Source organism: Treponema lecithinolyticum ATCC 700332 (assembly GCA_000468055.1).
Classification (GTDB): domain Bacteria; phylum Spirochaetota; class Spirochaetia; order Treponematales; family Treponemataceae; genus Treponema_C; species Treponema_C lecithinolyticum.
The window spans coordinates 134,345-156,548 of record KI260561.1 but is presented as its reverse complement, the minus strand read 5'-3'; the positions used below and the strand labels follow the sequence as shown (position 1 = coordinate 156,548).

At 44.3% G+C, this 22,204-nt stretch carries 18 protein-coding genes; 14 read left to right on the top strand and 4 right to left on the bottom strand.

The window, feature by feature from the left end; translation table 11 throughout:
• Positions 1–27: 27 nt before the first annotated feature.
• The 11 genes from HMPREF9193_RS11005 (at position 28) to HMPREF9193_RS03440 (ending at position 12,898) form a co-directional block, all read left to right on the top strand.
• The gene (locus tag HMPREF9193_RS11005; protein ID WP_021686686.1) at positions 28–900 is read left to right on the top strand and encodes a phage tail protein; all 873 of its coding nucleotides are present in this window, start codon (positions 28–30) and stop codon (positions 898–900) included.
• A gap of 11 nt (positions 901–911) precedes the next feature.
• Positions 912–1,544, top strand: coding sequence for a leucine-rich repeat domain-containing protein (locus HMPREF9193_RS03485; RefSeq protein ID WP_021686685.1), 633 nt, complete (start codon positions 912–914; stop codon positions 1,542–1,544).
• Positions 1,545–1,904: 360 nt separating this feature from the next.
• The gene (gene pflB / locus HMPREF9193_RS03480; RefSeq protein ID WP_040847445.1) at positions 1,905–4,145 is read left to right on the top strand and encodes a formate C-acetyltransferase; all 2,241 of its coding nucleotides are present in this window, start codon (positions 1,905–1,907) and stop codon (positions 4,143–4,145) included.
• 10 nt (positions 4,146–4,155) lie between these two features.
• Positions 4,156–4,878 carry a pyruvate formate-lyase-activating protein gene (pflA, locus tag HMPREF9193_RS03475; RefSeq protein ID WP_021686682.1) on the top strand — a complete coding sequence of 241 codons (723 nt, stop codon included), beginning with the start codon at positions 4,156–4,158 and terminating at the stop codon, positions 4,876–4,878.
• A gap of 6 nt (positions 4,879–4,884) precedes the next feature.
• Positions 4,885–6,096 (top strand): MFS transporter, encoded by a 1,212-nt coding sequence (locus HMPREF9193_RS03470; RefSeq protein ID WP_021686681.1) that lies wholly within the window; start codon positions 4,885–4,887, stop codon positions 6,094–6,096.
• A gap of 54 nt (positions 6,097–6,150) precedes the next feature.
• Positions 6,151–6,663, top strand: coding sequence for a ferritin (locus tag HMPREF9193_RS03465; protein ID WP_021686680.1), 513 nt, complete (start codon positions 6,151–6,153; stop codon positions 6,661–6,663).
• Positions 6,664–6,752: 89 nt separating this feature from the next.
• The gene (locus tag HMPREF9193_RS03460) at positions 6,753–7,466 is read left to right on the top strand and encodes a hypothetical protein (protein ID WP_021686679.1); all 714 of its coding nucleotides are present in this window, start codon (positions 6,753–6,755) and stop codon (positions 7,464–7,466) included.
• Between the two features lie 10 nt (positions 7,467–7,476).
• Positions 7,477–8,184 (top strand): MgtC/SapB family protein, encoded by a 708-nt coding sequence (locus HMPREF9193_RS03455; protein WP_021686678.1) that lies wholly within the window; start codon positions 7,477–7,479, stop codon positions 8,182–8,184.
• An 11-nt stretch (positions 8,185–8,195) separates the two neighbouring features.
• Entirely contained in the window at positions 8,196–10,004 is a 1,809-nt protein-coding gene (locus HMPREF9193_RS03450) for a DNA repair helicase XPB (protein WP_021686677.1), read from the top strand.
• Positions 10,001–12,199: a hypothetical protein gene (locus tag HMPREF9193_RS03445; protein ID WP_021686676.1), complete on the top strand. Its 2,199-nt coding sequence runs from the start codon at positions 10,001–10,003 to the stop codon at positions 12,197–12,199. Before HMPREF9193_RS03450 ends, HMPREF9193_RS03445 begins: the two co-directional genes overlap by 4 nt.
• A gap of 15 nt (positions 12,200–12,214) precedes the next feature.
• The gene (locus HMPREF9193_RS03440; protein WP_021686675.1) at positions 12,215–12,898 is read left to right on the top strand and encodes an HAD family hydrolase; all 684 of its coding nucleotides are present in this window, start codon (positions 12,215–12,217) and stop codon (positions 12,896–12,898) included.
• A 12-nt stretch (positions 12,899–12,910) separates the two neighbouring features.
• Here the strand turns inward: HMPREF9193_RS03440 and HMPREF9193_RS03435 are convergent, their stop codons facing one another.
• The gene (locus tag HMPREF9193_RS03435) at positions 12,911–13,303 is read right to left on the bottom strand and encodes a DUF1622 domain-containing protein (protein WP_021686674.1); all 393 of its coding nucleotides are present in this window, start codon (positions 13,301–13,303) and stop codon (positions 12,911–12,913) included.
• Entirely contained in the window at positions 13,300–13,722 is a 423-nt protein-coding gene (locus tag HMPREF9193_RS03430) for an acyl-CoA thioesterase (RefSeq protein ID WP_021686673.1), read from the bottom strand. Before HMPREF9193_RS03430 ends, HMPREF9193_RS03435 begins: the two co-directional genes overlap by 4 nt.
• 84 nt (positions 13,723–13,806) lie before the next feature.
• Here HMPREF9193_RS03430 and dnaE point away from each other — a divergent pair, with 84 nt between their 5' ends.
• Together dnaE and HMPREF9193_RS10700 are read left to right on the top strand one after the other, a co-directional pair.
• The gene (gene dnaE, locus HMPREF9193_RS03425; RefSeq protein WP_084604353.1) at positions 13,807–17,322 is read left to right on the top strand and encodes a DNA polymerase III subunit alpha; all 3,516 of its coding nucleotides are present in this window, start codon (positions 13,807–13,809) and stop codon (positions 17,320–17,322) included.
• 23 nt (positions 17,323–17,345) lie between these two features.
• Positions 17,346–18,278: an aldose epimerase family protein gene (locus HMPREF9193_RS10700; RefSeq protein ID WP_051305990.1), complete on the top strand. Its 933-nt coding sequence runs from the start codon at positions 17,346–17,348 to the stop codon at positions 18,276–18,278.
• Here the strand turns inward: HMPREF9193_RS10700 and HMPREF9193_RS03415 are convergent.
• Complete coding sequence (locus HMPREF9193_RS03415; RefSeq protein WP_021686670.1) at positions 18,241–19,008, bottom strand: TrmH family RNA methyltransferase; 768 nt, start codon at positions 19,006–19,008, stop codon at positions 18,241–18,243. The two genes, HMPREF9193_RS10700 and HMPREF9193_RS03415, sit on opposite strands and share 38 nt — an antisense overlap.
• Before the next feature lie 68 nt (positions 19,009–19,076).
• Between HMPREF9193_RS03415 and HMPREF9193_RS03410 the strand changes: the two genes are divergently transcribed.
• A complete protein-coding gene (locus tag HMPREF9193_RS03410) occupies positions 19,077–20,240 on the top strand; it encodes an anaerobic sulfatase maturase (protein WP_051305989.1) in 1,164 nt (387 codons plus the stop codon).
• Between the two features lie 130 nt (positions 20,241–20,370).
• Here the strand turns inward: HMPREF9193_RS03410 and HMPREF9193_RS03405 are convergent, their stop codons facing one another.
• Positions 20,371–22,170: an L-fucose isomerase gene (locus HMPREF9193_RS03405; protein ID WP_021686668.1), complete on the bottom strand. Its 1,800-nt coding sequence runs from the start codon at positions 22,168–22,170 to the stop codon at positions 20,371–20,373.
• Between the last annotated feature and the right edge of the window lie 34 nt (positions 22,171–22,204).

The following is a 22,204-nucleotide window of genomic DNA, read 5'->3' as shown; positions in this document are numbered from 1 at the left end:
ATAAACAGAGAAAGAAAGGTAAGATGAATGTCGGATAATAATGAAATGTCCCCTTATTTTTTTACGGTAGAAATAGATGGAATAGAAACTGCACGCTTTCAAAAATGTGAAGGATTGGAAGCTGAAACTTCAATTATCGAAATTGAAGAAGGGGGATACGGCACACACAAATTTTCAGGACGAACACGGTATCCGAATATCATTCTTGAAAAAGGTATTAATGATAACAATGAATTATTTGATTGGTATAAACAAATAGCATTGGAAGATAGAAAATTTGAACGGAAAAACGGATCTGTCATCTTAAAAGATATTCAAGGTAACGAAATAAAGCGATGGAATTTTTATAGAGCTTTACCGTGCCGATGGGTCGGACCGAACCTTGAGGCAGTCTTGAATTCAGGTTTTGCAGTCGAAAGAATTGAAATTACACATGAGGGGTTTGAAGTAGATGATGATACAATACCTAAAAAAATGGAAACAAATAATATTTCGTTAAATTCAAATAATGTTGCAATGCATCAAACCGCAAGTAATGAAAGCGATTATCACTGTGATATTATATCTTGGAATGAAGCCATAGATGCGGGATTAGATCCAAGGGACCAAAATGGACAAGAATGGAACGGTAACGAATTAACCGTTGAGCAAATTTATGAAAGATACCAAAATAACAGAACTCCCGGAACTCCGCCGAATAATACAGCTGGGTATGCTTTTTATGATACCCCAAATGATTCGGATGATATACCTGAGCATATGGAATTTTATGACAACAGAAATAATAACGGAAACGGCTATACTTTATATAGAACGGATGGGATTCAAAATCCGCAACAACAACAAAGAACAAGAAATGATCCAAACCGGACATTTGTTCCGTTAAATGATTTACAATAAAAGGACAAAAAATGAAAAAAATTATTATCGGTTTGTTATGCATTTTTTTAGGAATGCATATATTTGCTGAAAACGTATATTTAGAAATCGAATTAGCTTTACATAAGGGCACAGAGAAAATGTATGTCGATGAGGATTCCGAAAAATTAAGCTTTTCAAAACCGTCTTACGTAAAAAAAATTAAAGGGCTTGAAAAATTGAAGAGTCTGAAAACGATTGTTTTTATTAATACTGCATTTATAACCGATTTTAACTTTTTAAAAGATGCCGCATCTTTGGAAAACCTGATTATTTACGGCATAAAAATCAGCAATCCGGATTTTATAAAAACATTACATAAATTGAAAAACGTGATTTTGGACAGCTGTTCTCTATATGATCTTTCTTTCGATTTATCTGAAAATCCCGATTTGGAATATATTGATGTATCATATAATTATTTGAAATCATTACCTGTAATCAGTAATAACCGGAAATTAAAATATATAAATGTTTCATATAATGAAATCAAAAAAACAGAAATGCGTGATATGGGTGTTTTGATTTTTGCAGCTGGTAATGATATAAACGAAAAAAATATTATTACGGATGATGCCAAAAAATATTTACCAAATGACATTGTAGCATTATATGCTAATTATTAAGAAATAGAAAATATTGATTCATGGTTTCTGTAAAACTTATTTTACCACGACATGGCAACAGTCGTTGCACCTAAAACGGCAATGCTTTCTGCCCATACCGGAGCATCGGGTGACAGATCCTTAAACCTTTTAAATCCGTCGGAGCTTTTACCGATTTATAAGTATAAAACGAGCTGGCACTGTCATACCAGTTAAATGAAAGCACTTGTATATTATCTTCATTTTAGCTTGTCAACTTTATAATAAAACGATATCGGCACACGATTTTTTTGTGAAAAAATGATTTTTTTATCGAATATTTATTGACTTAATTTATCAGTCTGACTATATTATGTGTATCTTATATTAAGGAGTACCGAAGTGAACAACAACTCGGACTATTTTAAAGACTTTAAAGGTGACTATTGGCGCACCGGAATCGATGTACGCGACTTTATTCAACATAACTATACACCGTACACGGGAGACGACGGATTTTTACAGCCGCCGACAAAACGCACTCTTGCCGTATGGGACACGCTTAAAGAAATGTTCAAAGAAGAAACAAAAAAAGGCGTGTACGATGCCGAAGTAAAAATACCGCAAGGTATAGACGCTTACGGGCCCGGCTATATTTCAAAAGAAAACGAAGTTATCGTCGGCTTGCAAACGGACGCGCCTCTTAAGCGCGGCATTTACCCCAAAGGCGGCTGGCGCATGGTCGAAAAAGCGCTGGAAGCTTACGGTTTTTCGCCCGATCCGGTAACGAAGGAGATTTTTACCAAATACCGCAAAACACACAACGACGGCGTTTTTTCGGCTTATACCGAAGATATGCGGGCGGTTAGAAAATCCGGCATTATTACCGGACTTCCGGACGCCTACGGACGCGGCCGCATTATCGGCGATTACCGCAGAATAGCACTGTACGGAGTTGATGCACTTATCGAAGAGCGCAAGCAAGCGCTCGACCAGTTGGATGTGTACGAACTTTCCGAATCGGATATCCGTTACCGCGAAGAAATCAGCGAACAAATAAAATCGCTTGAAGCCTTTGTGCGCATGTGCGACAGCTACGGCTTTGACGTGCGCCGCCCTGCGCAAAATGCGCGCGAAGCAGTGCAGTGGCTGTACTTCGGCTTTCTTGCGGCGACAAAAGACCAAGACGGAGCGGCGATGTCTTTGGGACGCACGTCCACTTTCTTGGATATCTTTATCGAAAAAGATATTGCCGACGGAAAACTGACCGAAAGCGAAGCGCAAGAATTAATCGATCAGTTCATCATCAAGCTGCGCATTATCCGCTTTTTGCGCACGCCCGAATACAACGAGCTTTTTTCAGGAGATCCCACCTGGGTTACCGAATCCCTTGGCGGTATGGGCGTAGACGGCAGAACGCTGGTTACCAAAACCTCGTTCCGCTATTTGCACACGCTGTATAATTTAGGACCGGCGCCCGAACCGAATATGACCGTACTGTGGTCAAACCATGCTCCGGAAAACTGGAACAAATTCTGTGCACGCGTTTCAATCGAAACTTCTTCAATTCAATACGAAAACGACGATTTGATGCGCCCCGAATTCGGAGATGACTACGGCATTGCATGCTGCGTTTCGCCGATGAAAATCGGAAAGCAAATGCAGCTTTTCGGCGCACGAGCCAACTTGCCCAAGTGTTTGCTTTACGCCATCAACGGCGGACGCGACGAAAAATCGGGGGCGCAAGTTGCGCCGGCATTTAAGCCGATCACGTCCGAATACCTTGACTACGGCGAAGTTATGGAACGCTTCGAGCAAATGATGAAATGGCTTGCCGGCGTGTACATGAACGCGCTCAAAGTCATTCACTATATGCACGATAAATATTCATACGAATCCTTTGAATTGGCACTGCACGATGCCGATGTTGAGCGCATTCAAGCAACCGGTATTGCCGGTTTGGCAATCGTTGCCGACTCTCTTGCGGCTATAAAAAACGCCAAAGTAAAGGTTATCAGAAACGAAGACGGTCTTGCCGTAGACTTTAAACACGAAGGCAAATACGTTCCTTACGGAAACGACAACGACGAAACCGACCAGCTTGCGGTTATGGTTGCGCGCAAATTTATGAACTATTTGCGCCGCCACGAAACATACCGCCACGCAAAAGCAACGCAATCGGTTTTGACAATTACATCGAACGTCGTATACGGTAAAAAAACCGGCGCGACGCCCTGCGGACGCTGCGCATGCGAACCGTTTTCGCCGGGAGCAAACCCGATGAACGGACGCGACACCAACGGCGCTATCGCAGCTCTTTCATCGGTTGCAAAGCTTCCGTTTGAAGACATCGGCGACGGTATTTCATACACCTTTGCTATTGCGCCGAACGCGCTGGGCAAACAAGAAGAAATCCGTGTGGACAACTTAACGAATCTTTTAAAAGGCTACTTTGAACCGGACGGCGGACAGCATTTAAATGTCAACGTATTCGACCGCAAGCTTTTGGAAGATGCTATGGCAAACCCCGAAAAGTACCCGCAGCTTACGATACGCGTTTCCGGCTATGCGGTAAACTTCGTTAAATTGACAAAAGAACAGCAATTGGATGTATTGTCAAGGACTATAAACCAATCAATGTAAACTTAAAGCTATGGCTTTTATTCATTCGTATGAAAGCTTCGGCACGGTGGACGGCCCCGGATTACGCTATGTAGTGTTTTTGCAGGGCTGTCCGCTGCGCTGTAAGTACTGCCATAATTGCGACACATGGCAGCAAAAAGATGCGCGCATAATCGAAACAGCAGAGCAAACTTTCGAGCACGTTAAACGGTACAAGCATTATTATCTCTTTGCAGGCGGCGTAACCGTTACCGGTGGTGAACCGCTTGAACAAGCCGATTACGTGCGCGATTTTTTTAAATTATGCAAACGCGACTCGCTTCACACCGCAATCGACACTTCAGGCTATTATTTAAACGATGAAGTAAAAAGCGCTCTCGAATACACCGACTTGGTTTTGCTCGACTTAAAATCCGCAACAGAAGAGCAGCACAAAGAGTTGACCGGCGTTTCGCGAAAGCCGATTTTGCGTTTTCTCGATTACGTGTGTTCAATTAACAAACCGTTGTGGATACGTCATGTCGTCGTTCCCGGCATTACTTATAACGAAAAGTATTTAAATCAACTTGCCGATTTTATTAAAACGCTTAGCAATGTTGAAAAAGTCGACATCTTAGCCTATCATACCTTGGGCGTCTTTAAGTGGAAGCAAATGGGAATGAAATACCCGCTTGAAGGCGTGCCTGCTCTTTCGCAAAAAGAGTTTAAAAAAGCAAAACAGATTTTTATCGATAAAGGATTGGTTTTAACCTAACCATTTATGAAATTAAAACTGCATATACTTGACTACGCGTCATTCGCAGCCCTTTTGGTGTATTCGGCAAGCGCGACAATAACTCCTGTTTGCCTTTTAACTATGTCCAAAGAATTGAATTTTACCCTTTCTGCAGGCGGCGGCATCGAAGCATCGCGCAGTATGCTTATTTTACTGTCTTTGTTTTTCGGCGGTTTTGCCGCAGCAAAAATCGGAAAAGTACGCTCGCTGTGCGCCGGTTTGTTCGGTCTTGCCGCAGGCTATGCCGTATACGCGTACGCCCCATCCTACCCTGCGGTTTTATGTGCAAGTATAATAGTCGGCGCTTCATGCGGCATTATAGAAGGCTTACTAAACCCGCTCGTACAAGAACTGCACAAAGATGATGCCGGCCGCTATTTGAATATCAGCAATGCATTTTGGTCGGTCGGTGTTTTGTCTACGGTAATCGTATCGGGTGAACTTTTGACGCTGGGTATTTCGTGGCGGCTTATTATGGCGGTTTTATCATGCTGTTCGCTTGCGGTAGGTATTTTTTTTGCAGCGCTCAAAAAAACCGAACAAAAACCCAAGGGACTGAAAACGTCTTCCGTTATCCGCCAATATGCGGACTGCTTGTCGTCCAAACGCTTTTGGGTGTTTTGCTTTATGATGGTGTTGGCAGGCGGCAGCGAGGGTGCTTTTACTTTTTGGAGCGCAAGCTATATTCAAGTGCATTTTAACGCTCTGCCGCGCATGGGCGGTGCAGGAACGGCGTGTTTTGCCGCCGGTATGATGTGCATGCGTTTGGCAAGCGGTTTTTTAGCCGGTCAAAACAAACTGCGCCGGCTTATCTTTTTTTCGGCAGTAGGCGGAGCACTGTTAGCTTGTGCGGTTCCGTTTGTAACAAGCGCCTACGTATTTTTTCCCTTGCTTTTTTTAGCCGGAGTAAGCATCGCTTGTTTTTGGCCGTCCATACAAGCTTACGCCGTTATACGCATTACACATTTGGATTCTACGGCAGCGTTTATTTTAATGTCGTGCGCCGGCATTCCGGGCTTCGGCTTAATATCTTTTATTATGGGCATAATCGGAGATAAAGCGGGGTTGAACAAAAGCTTTTTTTTAGTGCCCGCACTGCTTGCGCTTTTAGCCCTTACAGTACTTATAGAGCGCGGCGGATATCCGTTTTTTAAGCAGCGCAAAGCTGCTGCCGGTAAAAACGGCAAAAAAACTTGAAATACCGACGGAATTTGAGTATATTGTAGCCAACTGACAATAAAAGGAGTGCTTATGCTTGATAAAAAGGTTAAAAAACTGCTCAACGAACAAATCACTAAAGAATTCTTTTCCGCTTACCTGTATTTGGATATTTCAAACTATTTTTACGACAAAGGATTGGACGGCTTCGGCAATTGGTATAAAATCCAAGCAAAAGAAGAACAAGACCACGCCGATTTAATATTGCAATACTTACAAAACAACGGCGAAAAAATAACGCTCGAAGCGATAGGCAAACCGGAGCATACATACAAACAGTTTAAAGATGCTTTAACCGTTTCGCTGCAGCACGAGCAATATGTAACAAGTTTAATCAATGCGATTTACGATGCAGCGCGCGAAGTTAAAGATTACCGCAGTATGCAGTTTTTGGATTGGTTTGTAAAAGAACAGGGCGAAGAAGAAAAAAATGCCGACGATTTAATTAAAAAATATGAATTGTTCGGCACCGATGCAAAAGCATTGTACATGCTCGACAATGAACTAAAAGCGCGCGTTTACACGCCGCCTTCTTTAGTATTGTAAAGCCCGGCACTGTAAAGCGGACACAGACACAAAAACACAGGATACACACACACTTGTGAAAAGGTTCAAGCTTTGCTATACTTTCCTTTATGGATAAAAGCGTTTTAATTGCAGGAAAGGATTTTCCGTCTTCTGCAGCATTTGTTAACGCCGGCGTAAAAGCCGGATATGCGGCTGCCGTTTCCGTTTCGCAAGATGAAAAACTGCCCGGCGATACACTGTGTTCCTTTAACTGGAATCGACACTCTTCGATTTCCGCTCATACTTTTATTCTTGAAGCCGTTAACACTTTAAAATCGCTGTCGCATGCGCTGCTTATTTTTGATGCAAAAGAGTACGAACAACGCTTTAGCGATTTTGATACGCAAACAATATCTGAAGTAACGGACGAAGCGGTTGCCGGTTATATGTTTTTAACCAAAGAGCTGATAGAGTTTTTTTCTAAAAGAGAAGCGGGCGGAACGCTGTGTTTTTTATATCAACCCTCTTTTGCCGCAAAAGAAATAAAATCTTTTGCAAAAAACAAAGACAGCGTACCGACAGGCAGAGCCCTTGTTGCAGCTGCAAGTGCGGCATTTAAAGCATTTGCGGAAAATACGGCAGCACTGCACGGATACGAACGGATAAAAATCATGCTTGCCGAATATGACGAAAGCGAAGAGCAAAATGCGCAAACGCAAACAGCCGAAACTTTGTTTGCTTATTTAAATGCATACAATACTTCGGATAAATATAAGCAAAGCATACGCTGGATTAAACTTGGAACAAAGGCACCAGCCCCGTGGCAGCTTTTTAAACACTAGGAGAATTTTTATGTCGCTTACAGATTTGCATAATATATTTTTCAGCACCGATATAAATTGGCACACATGTTTAATACGCATTGTATTCAGCTTCGGAGCGGGAGCCGTACTGGGAGTAGAAAGAAAGCTGCGTCAACAATTTGTCGGGCTTCGGACTCTTATCCTCATATCGGTCTCGGCAACGCTGCTTATGCTGCTTTCAATATATACGGCAAGTTTGTCACAAAACCCGACAAAAGGCGATCCGTCGCGCATTGCAGCCCAAGTTGTATCCGGTATAGGTTTTTTAGGCGGCGGCACTATTTTGCGCCAAGGATTAAATATTAAAGGATTAACATCTTCGGCAATTATTTGGGCTGCCGCAGCTCTCGGCTTGGCTATAGGAGCGGGTTTTATTTTACCGGCTTTAATGTCGCTGTTTATGTGCGTCTTTGCCCTCATATATTTTGAAAAAATCGAAGAAAAGTTTTTCCCCGCAGAACAAGCAAAACAGCTCGTTTTGATTTTTCAAAACAGCCGCATCGATATTGAAGCGCTGCGCAACCTTATTCAAGCAAACGGTCTTATCGTTAAAAATACCGACGTAAGCCGCGTTTTGGAGCAAAAGCATTTAACCGTTACTTTTTCGGTGCGTGCGCCGCCTGCCGTAGACATTTTTTTGCTTATAGACAAGGTAAAAACATTCGGACAGCTTGAAGAATTCAGTTTAACCGATTAAAATAGCGTGTTATGCAGAATTCCGATTTTCCCCCTCTTATCGTGCAGGGAGACAGAACCCTGCTGTTGGATACCCATGCTGCGTCGGCGCAAGAGTGCCGGCACGCGTTGATTCCCTTTGCCGAACTGGAACGCTCCCCGGAACATTTGCATACATACCGATTGACGGCGCTTTCTTTGTGGAATGCCGCAAGCGCGGGACTTGCACCCGATTATCCGGAAAAAATTTTAAAAAAATACAGCCGTTTTGCCGTCCCTCAATCCGTATGTGAATGGATACGGGAAACCGCTTTACGTTTCGGCAAACTGCGCTTAATTCCGGACGACGGTATCGGAAAAGACGCAAGCGAAAATACCGACACACTGCTTTTATACACGGATTCTTATCCGGTTTATTGCGAAATAAAAGCCGACAAAAAACTGCAAAAATATCTTGTTCCGCTTTCCGATTATAGCGAAGCCGGAACCGGCAAAGCCGAAAGAAAAAACGGTTTTGCATTCCGTTTACCCCTCACAAACAGAGGGACGATAAAACAAGAGCTGCTGCAAAACGGCTGGCCGGTAAAAGATGAAGTGCCCATGCGCGAAGGACAAAAGCTCAACATAAGCTTAAAAGCTTATACAAGCTCCGGCTCGCAACTGGTTATACGCGATTATCAAAAAGATGCCGTGCACGCTTTGCTCGGCGACGGCGGGGCGGGAACAGGTTTCGGCACCATAGTGCTTCCCTGCGGGTCGGGAAAAACAATCGTCGGCATGCTTTTAATGGCAAAACTGTGTACACATACGCTTATCATTACAACAAACGTTTCCGCCGTACACCAATGGGTTGCAGAGCTTGCCGACAAAACCGACCTTGATAAGAAAAACATCGGCGAGTATACGGGCGAAAAAAAAGAAATAAAACCGGTAACCGTTGCAACCTACCAAGTGCTTACATGGCGCCCCGAAAAAGACGGAGCGTACCCGCACTTCCGACTGTTCCGCGAACATAATTGGGGGTTGATTATCTACGATGAAGTACACCTTTTGCCTGCCCCCGTATTCCGCATTACGGCGGAACTGCAAGCGGTACGCCGCGCAGGATTAACCGCAACGCTTATCCGCGAAGACGGCTGTGAGGGTCATGTATTTTCACTGGTCGGTCCGAAACGCTACGATGTTCCATGGAAAGAACTTGAAAGCGGCGGATGGATTGCCCGCGCCGAGTGCGTGGAATTGCGCGTAGATTTGGATGACGATAAAACAATAGATTATGCAGTCGCATCGCTGCATTTTAAAAACCGGATTGCCGGAGAAAATCCGCGTAAAATTCCGGTTGTTCAGGATTTGGTTACACGTTTTACCGATGACAAAGTTTTGATAATCGGACAGTATTTGGAACAATTGTACGCGCTTGCAGCACTTTTAAAAGTACCGATTATTACAGGAAAAACGCCTTTTACCGAGCGTGATGCTTTATACGCCGATTTTAAAAGCGGTAAAATACGAGTATTGATTGTATCGAAAGTAGCAAACTTTGCCATCGATTTACCCGATGCTTCAATGGCGATTCAAGTATCCGGAACGTTCGGCAGCCGTCAAGAAGAAGCTCAGCGGCTCGGCCGTATCTTGCGCCCCAAAAACCGCATAGCCCGTTTTATAACCATTGTCAGCGCAGGAACTCAAGAAGAGCTGTATGCTGCCAACAGACAAAAATTCCTTGCAGAGCAAGGTTATTCTTATCAATTGGTACGAAGCGTCGATGAAATTTCAGTGCAAACTTTGCCGGAAAATCCTCGTTGCATGCAAAACAAATCGGCATCAGGCGGTAATCGATGAGCAACAATACCATTCAAGATATTGCGGTATGGAAAGAATCCTTAACCCGCATGGACGACAGCCGTTTTTTTAATCTTATGCGCCTCTATTTAGGCGAAATAAAAACCCCGTACAACAAACAAAAATTAATAGAAGCATTAAGCGCTTTTTTACAAAAAAAAGAAAACCGCAGCATACTATTGACTTTGTTATCCGCCAATGAGTTAACGGTAATCAGCGCAATTATACACATCGCGCAGTGCACTGAAGAAAAACTGTTATCGTTTTTTGCCTCCGATTTTTCGTTTACCGCTTTACACGATATTTTAATAAACCTTGAAGAACGTCTCGTTTTGTACCGCTGTATGCAAAAAGGCGAAAAAAATGAATGCTACGCGGTAAATCCGCTCATACAACAAGACGTACAAAAACTTGCCGTTATACGCTTGCTTTTACCGCCGAACGATTATACACCGCCCAGCTGTGCTTGTGCCGGAGCAAACAACGGCTTACCCGCAACACACAATATCCTATCCGATACCCTCATTGCTTGCTGGTATTGTTTTGTCTGTTCATACCCCGATTTATGCCGCGCCGACGGCAATTTTAAAAAAAAGACGGAAGATTTACTGCACACGCGTTTTTCCTCCATTCCCCAAGATCTTTTGCAGCGCTTACATACGGCATGCATTAATTTATCTTTGTTTAATAAAAACGAAACCGAATGTAAAGCGGACAATAAAAAATGGCAATCATTTGCATGCTTAAGCCGGCAAGAACGTATCGCTTATATTATCAGCGCTTCTTGCGGACGCTTTACACGCAGCGTTTTGCAAAAAAATGCCGAACTTGTATTAGCACTTATAAATGCAATACCTCCGGAAGGCTGTTCGCGTCGGACGTTTTTACGCACTGCATTTTTATCGGCAAACCGGCAAACGGTACAAAGTACGGCATCGAAAAAAAAGCTCTTTTTAAAATCAGCTGATGCGGACAGTCCCGATTATGAAGGGCAAACATTTAGCGCCCAAAATGCACTCGATGCACTGACGGCATTCGGCTTTGTACACGTATACGGCGCACAAAAAACCGGCACGCGCTCAGACAATACCGCCGCATCCGCTACCGGCAGCTCTGGGACACCGCGTACAGGCAGCGCCGACGATATTATCCTACATGCACAAAGGACGCCGTTCAAAACCGAAGCGGCAAAGCAAAATCAAAAAAACGAATATTTGGGCGCATTAAATATTGATGCGGGGTTTACCGTTACGCTGTTGCGCGAACCGCCTTTTGAACTTCTTATCGATACAGTGCACTGCATGGACTTGGTTTTTTGCGATACCGTAAGCCGCTTTGAAATTACGCGCGATGCTTGTTTTCGTGCATTTAAAACAGGTTTTACAGTACAAAATATTACTGCGCTTTTTGAAAAAACCGTACCGCACAAACTTCCGCAAAATCTGGTATTTTCATTGAATGATTGGTATAAACTGTACAATTCGGCAAAACTGATTAAAGGCTATGTACTGCGCGCAGCACAAGATAAACGTTTGCAAGTAGAACACAACCCCGTTTTATCGCCGTACATCAGCGAAACATTGGCAGACGGAGTGTACGTATTGAATTTTTCAAATGACGAAGAAGCTGCCCGTATAATAAAAAAAAGTGCCCTTGCTTTTATCGGTACAATAAACACTGCAGCAGTACAAACACCGCAAGCCCCGCCTTTTTCTCCTTTAGACAGCGCAGCTTTACTGAACATTCCTTTTACCGAATACGAAAAAAATACGCGCGATGAAAAAGATGCCGAAAAAAAAGCAGTACTGCATTTGCAGCAAATGGAAGAAGCCGTTTCCTGCAAAAACTTGGATAACGAGCAAAAAAAAGAATTGCTTTTGCGCATAAAACACAAAACCATTTTAACTCCCGCTCAACTGGAAATCGGCTCGCTGCGAACCGAAAAAACCGAAGCATCCGGTATGGATCTTTTAGGCAAGCTGTATGTTATAGAAAAAGCAATTTCATCTTACGAAAGAGTGGAACTTACATACGCGGATACAACCGTATGCGGCGTGCCGATTACAACGGAAAAAAAAGGCGGCGACATACAAGTTGTTTTAAAACTCGAACACACAGGCGCCGAACAAACGGTTTCGGTTGCACGGGCGCGTTCGGTAAAGCGTATGCGTACATCGGTATTAAACGGAAAATAAAAAAGGAATAAACAGATGAATTTTCAAGCAGTATTGTTCGACTTGGACGGCGTTATTATAAATTCGGGAGCGGATATCGCAGCTTCGGTTAACGCCGCCTTAAAGCATTTCGGTTATAAAACACTTCCCGAAGACATACTTATAAGTTTTGTGGGAAACGGCGCAAAAAAACTTTTAATACGTTCGCTTGAATACCAAAATATATGCGCTGAACACATGCATAATTTTGAAGAATTCTATAATTGGTATGTCGATTGGTACCAAAATCATCCTGTAAATAAAACCGTCTTGTATCCGGGCCTATACGATTTGCTTAAAAAACTTAAAGAAAAATCCGTATACACCGCCGTTGTATCGAATAAACCGCTAAACGTTACTTACACCATCTTAAAGCATTTTAAAATAGATATTTTTTTTACTGCAATAATAGGTCCGGAGCTGCTCACCCACATAAAACCTGACCCGGAAGGACTTGCGCTTGCGGTAAAAGAAATTGAACGTGCACAGCGCATACGCGTGGAACGCAACAAAGTACTTATGGTCGGCGATTCGGCTTCGGATATTCAAGCCGGACATGCGTTCGGCTGTAAAAGCTGTGCCGTTACCTGCGGTTTGGGAAACCGCGAAAAACTGCTTGGCGAAAACGCCGATATTGTTGTTTCACATGCGGGAGATTTACTGTTTTTGGTAGACACTTGATTACATGGAAAATTACACACCCGTAAACATATCGGGGTTTTCGTCACGCTCTTTGTCGAGTTCCTGTATTTCTTTGTTCAAAAAAATCGAAAGCACGGTTCTTATGGCAACAATGCCGGCAAGGATTCCCAAATCGGTTAAACCCGGTTCAACGATGGATTTTATAATATCCGCAGCAATGAGCATTTCAAGCGCCAACAGCAAATAAGTACCCAAATCCGCCCTGATAACTCGCAAGCGCTGCACATTATATTTACCGTTTAAGCGGAACAACTCCGTTTTTATAAGACCGGCAAGGGCGGCAAGAGCACCGTACACAACAACGAGTACGCTTGCAGCTGAAATAACGAATTCAATGTTTTTTAAAATGCGCATGATAACGCCGCTGTTTTGCAATACGGTCATTTACTGTCCTCTTTAGTTTTTTCGGGGTACAACGCCGGGACTAAAAACTCATCCGGAAGCTTTGCAGGACGCCCGTTTGCAGAAGAAACACACGCCCACGTAACGGATGCTTCCACGCACACGGTTCCGTCTTTTTTATAAATTTTTTGGTAAAATTCACCGGAAAGTTTTTTTAGCTTTACCGGCTTTACTTCTATAAACAGTTTATCGTCGAGAAAAGCGGATCCTTTGTAATAAATGTCGATATGCGTTACGTATAAATAATAGCCGGCTTCAAACACGCGTTTGTAGTCAAACCCGCATGCATGTAAAAATTCCATACGCGCGTACTCCAAGTAATTTAAATACACGGCATTGTTTACGTGATTGTAAGAATCGCATTCATAGCTGCGCACCGTTAATTCGGCTGTGTGTACCATAGTAAACCTCCCTATCAATGTAAGTTATTTTTGAATGCGTTTCAAGAGCTTGTCCGCTTCGGTGTTTTAGTCTATACTAGCAAAATGGAGGTACACGTGGATCAAGCATTGCAAAACGGTTCGGCACAAACGGCGCCGGCAAAAACATCCGATTTTGTACACTTACACGTACACTCCGACTATTCGCTTTTGGACGCGGCTTCCCGCATTCCCGTACTGGTAAAACGAGCAAAAGAATTGGGTTTTCAAGCTCTGGCGCTTACCGACCACGGCAATATGTTCGGCTCGCTGCGCTTTGAACAACAGTGCCGAGAAGCGGGCATTAAACCGCTGATAGGCTGCGAATTCTACGTTGCCGGAGCAAGCCGCTTTGAGCGTACGGGTACCGAACAGGGAAACAAATACTACCATTTAATTCTCATTGCAAAAAATATCGAAGGCTATAAAAATCTATGTATGCTCAATTCGCGCGCATTTACCGAAGGCTTTTACTATAAGCCGCGCATAGACCTTGAATTGATACAAAAATACGCTTCCGGTTTAGTGTGCACATCGGCATGCCTTGCAGGTCAATTGCCGCGTCTTTTACTTGCCGGAAAAACCGCAGAAGCCGAACAAATGATTGTGCAATACCAAAGTATATTCGGCAAAGAAAACTTTTTTATAGAACTGCAAAATCACGGTTTGGAAAAACAAAAAGAAGTTGCCCCGCTTTTAATAGATATAGCGCAAAGAATGAACGTTCCCATGGTAGTTACCAACGACATCCACTACGTATATCCGGACGATTGGGCAGCACAAGATGTGCTTTTATGCATCGGTACAAAAAAATTGCGCAGCGACACAAACCGCATGATGTACGAAGGGCATCAGTTTTACATGAAAAGCGAAGAGCAAATGCGCGCTTTGTTTCCCGATTACCCCGAAATGATCGACAACACCAAACGCATTGCAGATATGGTCGATTTAAAAATTCCGCAATACAAAACCGAAGAACTCAAAAACTGCCTGCCTGTTTACCGCATACCGGACGAATTTAAAACGCAAGAAGATTATGTGCGCCATTTGGTATACGAGGGTTTAAAAAAGCGGTACGGTACCATTACGGACCAAATAAAAGAGCGGGCGGAACACGAACTTGCCATTATATTTAAAATGGGATTTGCCGGTTATTTTTTAATCGTATGGGACTTTATTGCATGGGCAAAACAACACGATATTCCCGTCGGTCCCGGACGCGGTTCCGGTGCAGGCTCTTTGGTAGCCTATGCGATGGCTATTACGGACATAGACCCGTTTCGTTACAAACTGCTGTTCGAACGTTTTTTAAATCCTGAAAGAATAAGCATGCCCGACTTCGACGTAGACATTTGCTTCGAAGGCAGACAAGATGTTATTGAATACACGCGGCAAAAATATGGAGACGCGCAAGTAGGGCACATCGTTACTTTCGGTACGCTCAAAGCTAAAGCGGTTATAAAAGATGTCGGGCGCGTTTTGAATATACCGCTCAGTGACGTAAACATGCTTACTAAACTGATACCCGAAGGGGTAAAAGTGCACCTTGCCGACGCGTTTGCCGAACCAACCGAAGAACACGGAGACTTCGGTCAGCTGCGCCAATACCGTGAAGATCCGCGTTACAAAGAACTATTCGATTTGTGTTTTAAACTGGAAGATGTAAATCGCAACACCAGCTTGCACGCATCCGGTATCGTTATAGGAAGAAGCGAGCTACCCGAATGGGCACCGGTGTACAAAGACGGCAAAACGGGAAAAGTCGCCGTGCAGTACACAATGGACATTATAGAGCCGTGCGGCTTGGTAAAAATGGACTACTTGGGTTTAAAAACACTCACGTTAATAAAATACGCCGAACACCTTATCCGCAAAAAACCGGGATTTGAGCATTTTAAAGCCGACGAAGTAAGCGAAACGGATGATAAAACATTCGATTTATTTTGCGCAGGACAAACGGCTGCTGTATTCCAATTTGAAAGCGCCGGCATGCAAAAGGTTTTAAAACAAGCAAAACCGCGCAAAATCGACGACCTTATCGCTTTAAACGCGCTGTACCGCCCCGGTCCTATGGCATACATCGACGACTTTGTAGCCGGCAAATTCGATTCGTCCACCATTCATTATCCCGACCCGTGCTTAAAAGATATTTTGGAAGAAACATACGGCGTTATCGTATACCAAGAACAAGTTATGCAAGTTGCACAGCGTATAGCAGGTTATTCGCTCGGCGAAGCCGATATTTTACGGCGCGCCATGGGAAAGAAAAAAGTCGAAGTTATGGCAAAAGAGCGGTCAAAGTTCGTCGCCGGAGCCGAAAAAAAAGGCTTTTCCGCACAGCACGCCGAAGAAATCTTTGATATTTTGATTCCCTTTGCCGGTTACGGTTTTAATAAAAGTCATGCCGCAGCTTATTCGGTGGTAGCATACCGCACTGCATATTTAAAAGCAAACTTTCCGGCAGAATTTATTGCGGCAAACCTTACCAACGAAATCAACAGCACCGACAAACTGCCCGAATACATTGCCGAAGGGCGCGCAATGGGACTTGCAATAGATCCGCCCGACGTTAACCGTTCGGATAAATTGTTCGATGTGGTAGACGGACGCATCGTATACGGTCTTATGGGTATAAAGGGTTTGGGAGAAGCTGCCGTTGAAGAAATTATCGGATCGCGGAAAAAAGGCGGAGCATACCAAAGTTTTATAGATTTTTTAGACCGTGTCGATTTACACACCGTAAACAAACGGGCTTTGGAAGCTCTGATACAAACCGGTTGTTTTGATAACTTAGGCATTAACCGCCCTACTCTTTTACAAAACATGGAACGCGCAGTCGAATACTGCGAAAATAAAAAAAGCGACGGCAAGCTCGGTCAAGTCAGTTTGTTTGAAAATTCGGGCGTTCAAGAGTTTGCAACATTTACTTTTAATCAAAGCGAAGACTACCCCATTTTGGAAAAACTGCGCAAAGAAAAAGAACTTATCGGTTTTTATATTTCCGGTCACCCGCTCGACCCGTACCGCACAACCATAGCCCGGTCGGTAACGCTTACCGCCGGCAAAATGCAGCTTGCCCAAAGCGGAAAAGACTACGTAATGCTGGGTACGATAAAAGAATTAAGAACCATCACGACCAAAAAAGGAAGTCTTATGGCTTTTGCAAAGCTTGAAGACATGGAAGGCATTACGGATATTACCTTTTTTCCCAAACTGTGGGAAACAGTAAAAAGTCAAGTAAGCGAAGACAGCATTATCGCTATCGGCGGCAAAGCGGATTTTTCACGCGGCAGCCCGTCGTTTTTAGTCGACGAAGTTTTGGACAAAAGTGCGCTTAAAGAAAAATCGATTAAAGAAATTCATATTAAACTGTCTCCGGTTCCGGCAAACAAACAACAGCTGGGGAAACTGCAAGATTTTATCGTAGGAGAAGATGGACCGTGCTCGCTTTTTTTTCATATCGAAAGCGGCCGCAAAAACTATACGGTAAAAGCGCACACAAGAACAACCGTACCCTCAGGCGATGATTTTATTTGCCGCTTGGAAGAACAAAATATGGTTGAACGCGTGTGGCGCGAATAAGCGTACATAAAAGGAACAATACAGTGCAAACCGTTCTTTCAAACGAATACTTGCGTGTAACAATCGCTTCACAAGGCGCACAAATAATTTCCGTAAAAACCGCAAATAACCGCGAATGCATGTGGACGGCAGAAAAAGAACTGTGGGATTATCATGCGCCGGTGCTGTTTCCGTGGACAGGCCGTATAAAAAACAAAACGTTTACAAAAGACGGCGTTTTGTTTAAAGCAGACATTCACGGCTTTATACGAGACGAACAATTCGTATGCACCGAACAAAGCGCAACTTCGGCACGTTTTCAAAAAAACTCCGACGACAGCACCCGGCGCCGTTTCCCCTATGATTTTTGTTTTACGCAAAATTTTACATTAAACGGAAACACACTGCGCCAAACGGTAAGCGTAACAAACACAGGTAAAGAAACCATGCCGTTCGGCTTAGGCTATCACCCCGGTTTTTTGTGCCCGTTTGAAAAAGGCAAAGAAGCAAAAGAGTATTCGCTTTTTTTTGATAAAGTACAAAAAAATGCAAAATGCGTAGTAATAACGCAAGACGGTTTTGCAACCGAAAAACTGAATGATTTTATGGCAGGCGAAAACAGTATACAACTGTCCGATACGTTTTTTTCCGAAAATTCGGTATGCCTTACCGGCTTAGACAGCGCTTCGGTTGTACTTTGCGAAACGAGCTCAAACGCTCACTTGCCTAAAGAACGGCAAAACGCAGTTTGCTCAAGTGCTTTACAAGCAATCGAAGTCGGCTTAAGCGGTTTTCCTTTTTTGCTTGTATGGACTGCAAAAAGCGAAAAAATGCGTTTTTTATGCATAGAACCGTGGCACACTTTGCCCGATTTTGCAGAGGCGGATGCGGAATGGAAAAAAAAGAAAAATTTATTGCATTTAGCCGCCGGCAAAACCTTTAGTTCAACGCTATTGCTGACATTTCATACAAAATAACCGATGCCGCTTGAGCGACGTTTAAACTGTCCAAAGCGCCGCAGCCGGGAATTTGCAGCATATAATCACACAGTTTTGCCGTCTCTTCGCTCATACCGTTTTCTTCATTACCGAGCACAACCAAAGCACCTTTACCTTGCGTGCGGCACAACTGAGCCGTATCGCGCACGCTGTACTTTCCGCCGGGAGAGGTTCCCAAGCGCAAAAGTTTTCCCTGTGCATCTTGCAGCACTGTGCACAGCGAGCGAACGCCGTATATACGAACCGTTTCCATGCCGCCTTGAGCGCTGCGGTACGCTGCAGTCGTTATAAACGAACGGCTTTCTTGCTCTGACAGTACAATGCGGTTTATGCCGAAAAAGGCGGCAGAGCGGATAAGTGCGCCCACATTGTCCGCATTGCCGATGCCGTCCAAAAGCAGTGCACATGCTTTATCGTGCGCCCAGTTTTCAAGTTCGGTTTTGGTAAGCGGCAAAAGGGACGGCTGTTCAATCATCGCAGTAACGCCCTGATGGTGAACTGAAGCGCTTAATTTTTTCAACTCATCGGCGCTTTGTACTTGATTATACGGAATTTTATGAGCGGCAAGATACTTGCACAGCGCTCCCAGTGCGCGCGCACGATCCGCCGTATAATATAAACGTTTGATTTTTTGCGGATTGTATGTACCCAGTGCTTGCACTGCGGCAAAACCGCACACCGCCAATTCATGGCGTTGTTTATTTTTCATACCGTTGAGTATAGCGTATTTTTATGCTAGGGTATAGTAAATCCGGCTTCAATAAAAAGCTAAAAACAATGAATACACAAGCACCCTTTTTATCAGGCAAAAACCGATACCCCGTTAGCATGCTCATCAAGCCCGTTTCAGGCTCTTGCAATATGCGCTGTTCGTACTGTTTTTATTGCGACGAAACGCAAAAACGCACGACACAATCGTTCGGTTCCATGTCACTTGAAACGGCGGAAAACCTCATAAAAAAAACGCTCGACGGTAGTTTTTCTTTATGCACGTACGCGTTCCAAGGCGGAGAGCCGACTTTGCGCGGCTTGGATTTTTACCGAAGCTTTGTTGAACTTACCCAAAAGTATAACACTCATCACACTCAAGTTCACTTTGCCATACAAACAAACGGCACTCTTATCGATAACGAATGGGCGCAGTTTTTTGCACAAAACGGTTTTTTAGTCGGACTTTCTATGGACGGCGGCAAACGCATTCACGACGCATTGCGCTTTGACTCAACCGGAAACGGAACTTTTAACAAAGTACTGCGCGCCTCTCAGCTTTTTAACAATTACAATGTTGCATACAATATTTTAACCGTCGTCAGTGCAGTTGTCGCCGAACACATACAGGATATTTACGAGTTTTACATACGCAATAATTTTATATACCAACAATACATAGCTTGCCTTGATCCCATAGGAGAAACGCGCGGGCAATACGCATGGTCGCTGACTCCCGAGCGCTACGGCGTTTTTTTAAAAAAACTGTTCGATTTATGGTACCGCAGTTTTAAGCGCGGAAAACAAGTTTCCGTGCGCTATTTTGACAACCTTGTCCTTATGCTTTTAGGCCGACCGCCCGAATCATGCGGTATGCTGGGACATTGTACGTTTCAGCATGTTGTAGAAGCCGACGGAAGTACATACCCTTGCGATTTTTATGTGCTGGATGCATACAAACTGGGAAACATCAATACCGACAGCTTTGCCGATATTGAAGCAGTCCGGATAAAAATCGGCTTTATAGAAAAATCGCAGTACGTCGATCCCGAGTGCAGCAAATGCCGGTGGGCACCCTTATGCCGCGGCGGCTGCAGACGCGACAGGGACGACTTTAGCGGCGGCAAACTCCACAAAAATTATTTTTGCACTGCTTATAAAGATTTTTTTGATTATGCGTATGAACGGCTTACGGAAATCGCCGGAATTATTGCGCGGGCAAACCTTTCGTAGCCGTTCAAGCAAAACGCCGTAATGCAAAAACCGCTAACAGACGCCGTACACGCCGCACATAAAAAAGCGGGTTCGGAGCGCCGCGCTTTGGAGCAATCCGAACCCGCATAATCAATCACCAACCGTACAATCAATAGGTGCCGTACATGGGACCGTAGGCTTTACATGCGCGGTAATCTTGTCCTTCTTTGTCCATGCCGAACGCATTCCATGCTGCAGGACGGAATATTTTATCTTCGGGAACATTGTGCATGGCAACCGGTATGCGTAATATCGAACACAGCGTTATTAAATCGGCGCCGATGTGACCGTAGCTTATCGCACCGTGGTTTGCACCCCAGTTGTTCATAACGTCATAAGCTGATTTGAATGCGCCCTTTCCCGTTACGCGCGGAGCGAACCAGGTACAGGGCCACGTATAGTTTGTGCGCAGCCACAGCTTATCGGTAACTTCGTCGGGCAAGCGCACCGTCCAACCTTCCGCAATTTGAATAACCGGACCCAAGCCTTTTACAATGTTCAAACGGGTCATCGTTACCGGCATTTCGGCATTGGTTACAAAGCGTGAAGAAAATCCGCCTCCGCGGAAATAACCGAAGTCCGCCGCGCACCAGGTGGTTGCTTTAAGGCATGCTTTTTGGTCGGCTTCGCTTACTTCCCAAAACGGTTTTATAACGCCGTTACCCTTTTCGTCTTTCATTTCGGCGCTTGCATCCAAACAGCTTGCCCCGGAATTGATAAGGTGCAAAAAACCACCGGCTTCTTTTGCCGCGCCTTCAAGCGTATAATTTGCCGCTTTTTTAACGGCGCTCGCACTCCAATACGTGCGCACGTCGGAAAATATTTGAGAACGGCCGGTAAGTAATTTGCCGAGCAGCATAGATGCGCCGTTAAGCGTATCGTTTTCCGTTGCCAAAACGTAGGGCTCGCGCGCACCTTCCCAATCGAACGAAGAATTAAGCAAAGCTTCGGGGAAGTCGCAGTTCGGATAAAAGTCCGTCCACTGGCGCTGTCCTTGAAAACCTCCGGCAATGGCATTGTGTCCGACTTTTTCTTCGGAACAGCCCTTGGGAAGATTCGGGTTGCCGTTGTACAAATCTTTGATAATGCACATCATCTTTACGACAAATTCCCACGCTTTTTGTTTTTCGGCAGGAGATTTTTTCATTGCAGCAGGATTCATATCCACGCCTTCAGGGCAGTATTTTTTTGTCCATGCAAGCGCTTTTTCGTATTCGGCTTTGTCGTAAATGCCTTCTTCCATACGGCGGATAATTTCAACTTCGTCGACGGATTCAACCCGCATACCCAAATAGCTTTCAAAAAACGAAGGATCGATGATGGAACCTGCAATGCCCATACAAATGGAACCTATCTGCAAATAGGATTTTCCGCGCATAGTGGCGGAGGCAACCGCAGCGCGTGCAAAACGCAATAGTTTTTCCTGTACGTCGGCTGGAATGTTTTTTGCATCGGCTTCTTGCACATCTTGTCCGTAAATGCCGAAAGCGGGCAAGCCTTTTTGCGCGTGAGCTGCCAAAACGGCAGCCAAATACACGGCGCCGGGTCGTTCGGTTCCGTTAAAACCCCATACGGCTTTTATAGTCATCGGATCCATATCCATGGTTTCCGAACCGTAGCACCAGCACGGCGTTACGGTGAGCGTAATGTCTACACCGGCTTTTTTAAACTTTTCGGCGCAAGCGGCAGCTTCGGCAACGCGTCCGATTGTCGTGTCGGCAATAATAACTTTAACGCTTTCGCCGTTTGTATAGCGTATGTGTTTTTTAAAAAGTTTTGCCGCCGCTTTTGCCATGTTCATCGTTTGCTCTTCGAGCGACGCACGTACGTTCAGCGGTCCCTGTCTTCCGTCAATTGTGGGGCGGATACCGATAATGGGATATTCCCCGATAAGTCTGTTTTTTGCCATTTTATACCTCCTGCGGCAATCGTTCGTTTATTCC

Excerpts from the sequence above, each read along its gene's own strand:
- HMPREF9193_RS11005 (WP_021686686.1), top strand. The coding sequence starts at position 28 with ATGTCGGATAATAATGAAATGTCCCCTTATTTTTTTACGGTAGAAATA.
- HMPREF9193_RS03485 (WP_021686685.1), top strand. The coding sequence starts at position 912 with ATGAAAAAAATTATTATCGGTTTGTTATGCATTTTTTTAGGAATGCAT.
- pflA (WP_021686682.1), top strand. The coding sequence starts at position 4,156 with ATGGCTTTTATTCATTCGTATGAAAGCTTCGGCACGGTGGACGGCCCC.
- HMPREF9193_RS03470 (WP_021686681.1), top strand. The coding sequence starts at position 4,885 with ATGAAATTAAAACTGCATATACTTGACTACGCGTCATTCGCAGCCCTT.
- HMPREF9193_RS03465 (WP_021686680.1), top strand. The coding sequence starts at position 6,151 with ATGCTTGATAAAAAGGTTAAAAAACTGCTCAACGAACAAATCACTAAA.
- HMPREF9193_RS03460 (WP_021686679.1), top strand. The coding sequence starts at position 6,753 with ATGGATAAAAGCGTTTTAATTGCAGGAAAGGATTTTCCGTCTTCTGCA.
- HMPREF9193_RS03455 (WP_021686678.1), top strand. The coding sequence starts at position 7,477 with ATGTCGCTTACAGATTTGCATAATATATTTTTCAGCACCGATATAAAT.
- HMPREF9193_RS03450 (WP_021686677.1), top strand. The coding sequence starts at position 8,196 with ATGCAGAATTCCGATTTTCCCCCTCTTATCGTGCAGGGAGACAGAACC.
- HMPREF9193_RS03445 (WP_021686676.1), top strand. The coding sequence starts at position 10,001 with ATGAGCAACAATACCATTCAAGATATTGCGGTATGGAAAGAATCCTTA.
- HMPREF9193_RS03440 (WP_021686675.1), top strand. The coding sequence starts at position 12,215 with ATGAATTTTCAAGCAGTATTGTTCGACTTGGACGGCGTTATTATAAAT.
- HMPREF9193_RS03435 (WP_021686674.1), bottom strand. The coding sequence starts at position 13,303 with ATGACCGTATTGCAAAACAGCGGCGTTATCATGCGCATTTTAAAAAAC.
- HMPREF9193_RS03430 (WP_021686673.1), bottom strand. The coding sequence starts at position 13,722 with ATGGTACACACAGCCGAATTAACGGTGCGCAGCTATGAATGCGATTCT.
- dnaE (WP_084604353.1), top strand. The coding sequence starts at position 13,807 with ATGGAGGTACACGTGGATCAAGCATTGCAAAACGGTTCGGCACAAACG.
- HMPREF9193_RS03415 (WP_021686670.1), bottom strand. The coding sequence starts at position 19,008 with ATGAAAAATAAACAACGCCATGAATTGGCGGTGTGCGGTTTTGCCGCA.
- HMPREF9193_RS03410 (WP_051305989.1), top strand. The coding sequence starts at position 19,077 with ATGAATACACAAGCACCCTTTTTATCAGGCAAAAACCGATACCCCGTT.
- HMPREF9193_RS03405 (WP_021686668.1), bottom strand. The coding sequence starts at position 22,170 with ATGGCAAAAAACAGACTTATCGGGGAATATCCCATTATCGGTATCCGC.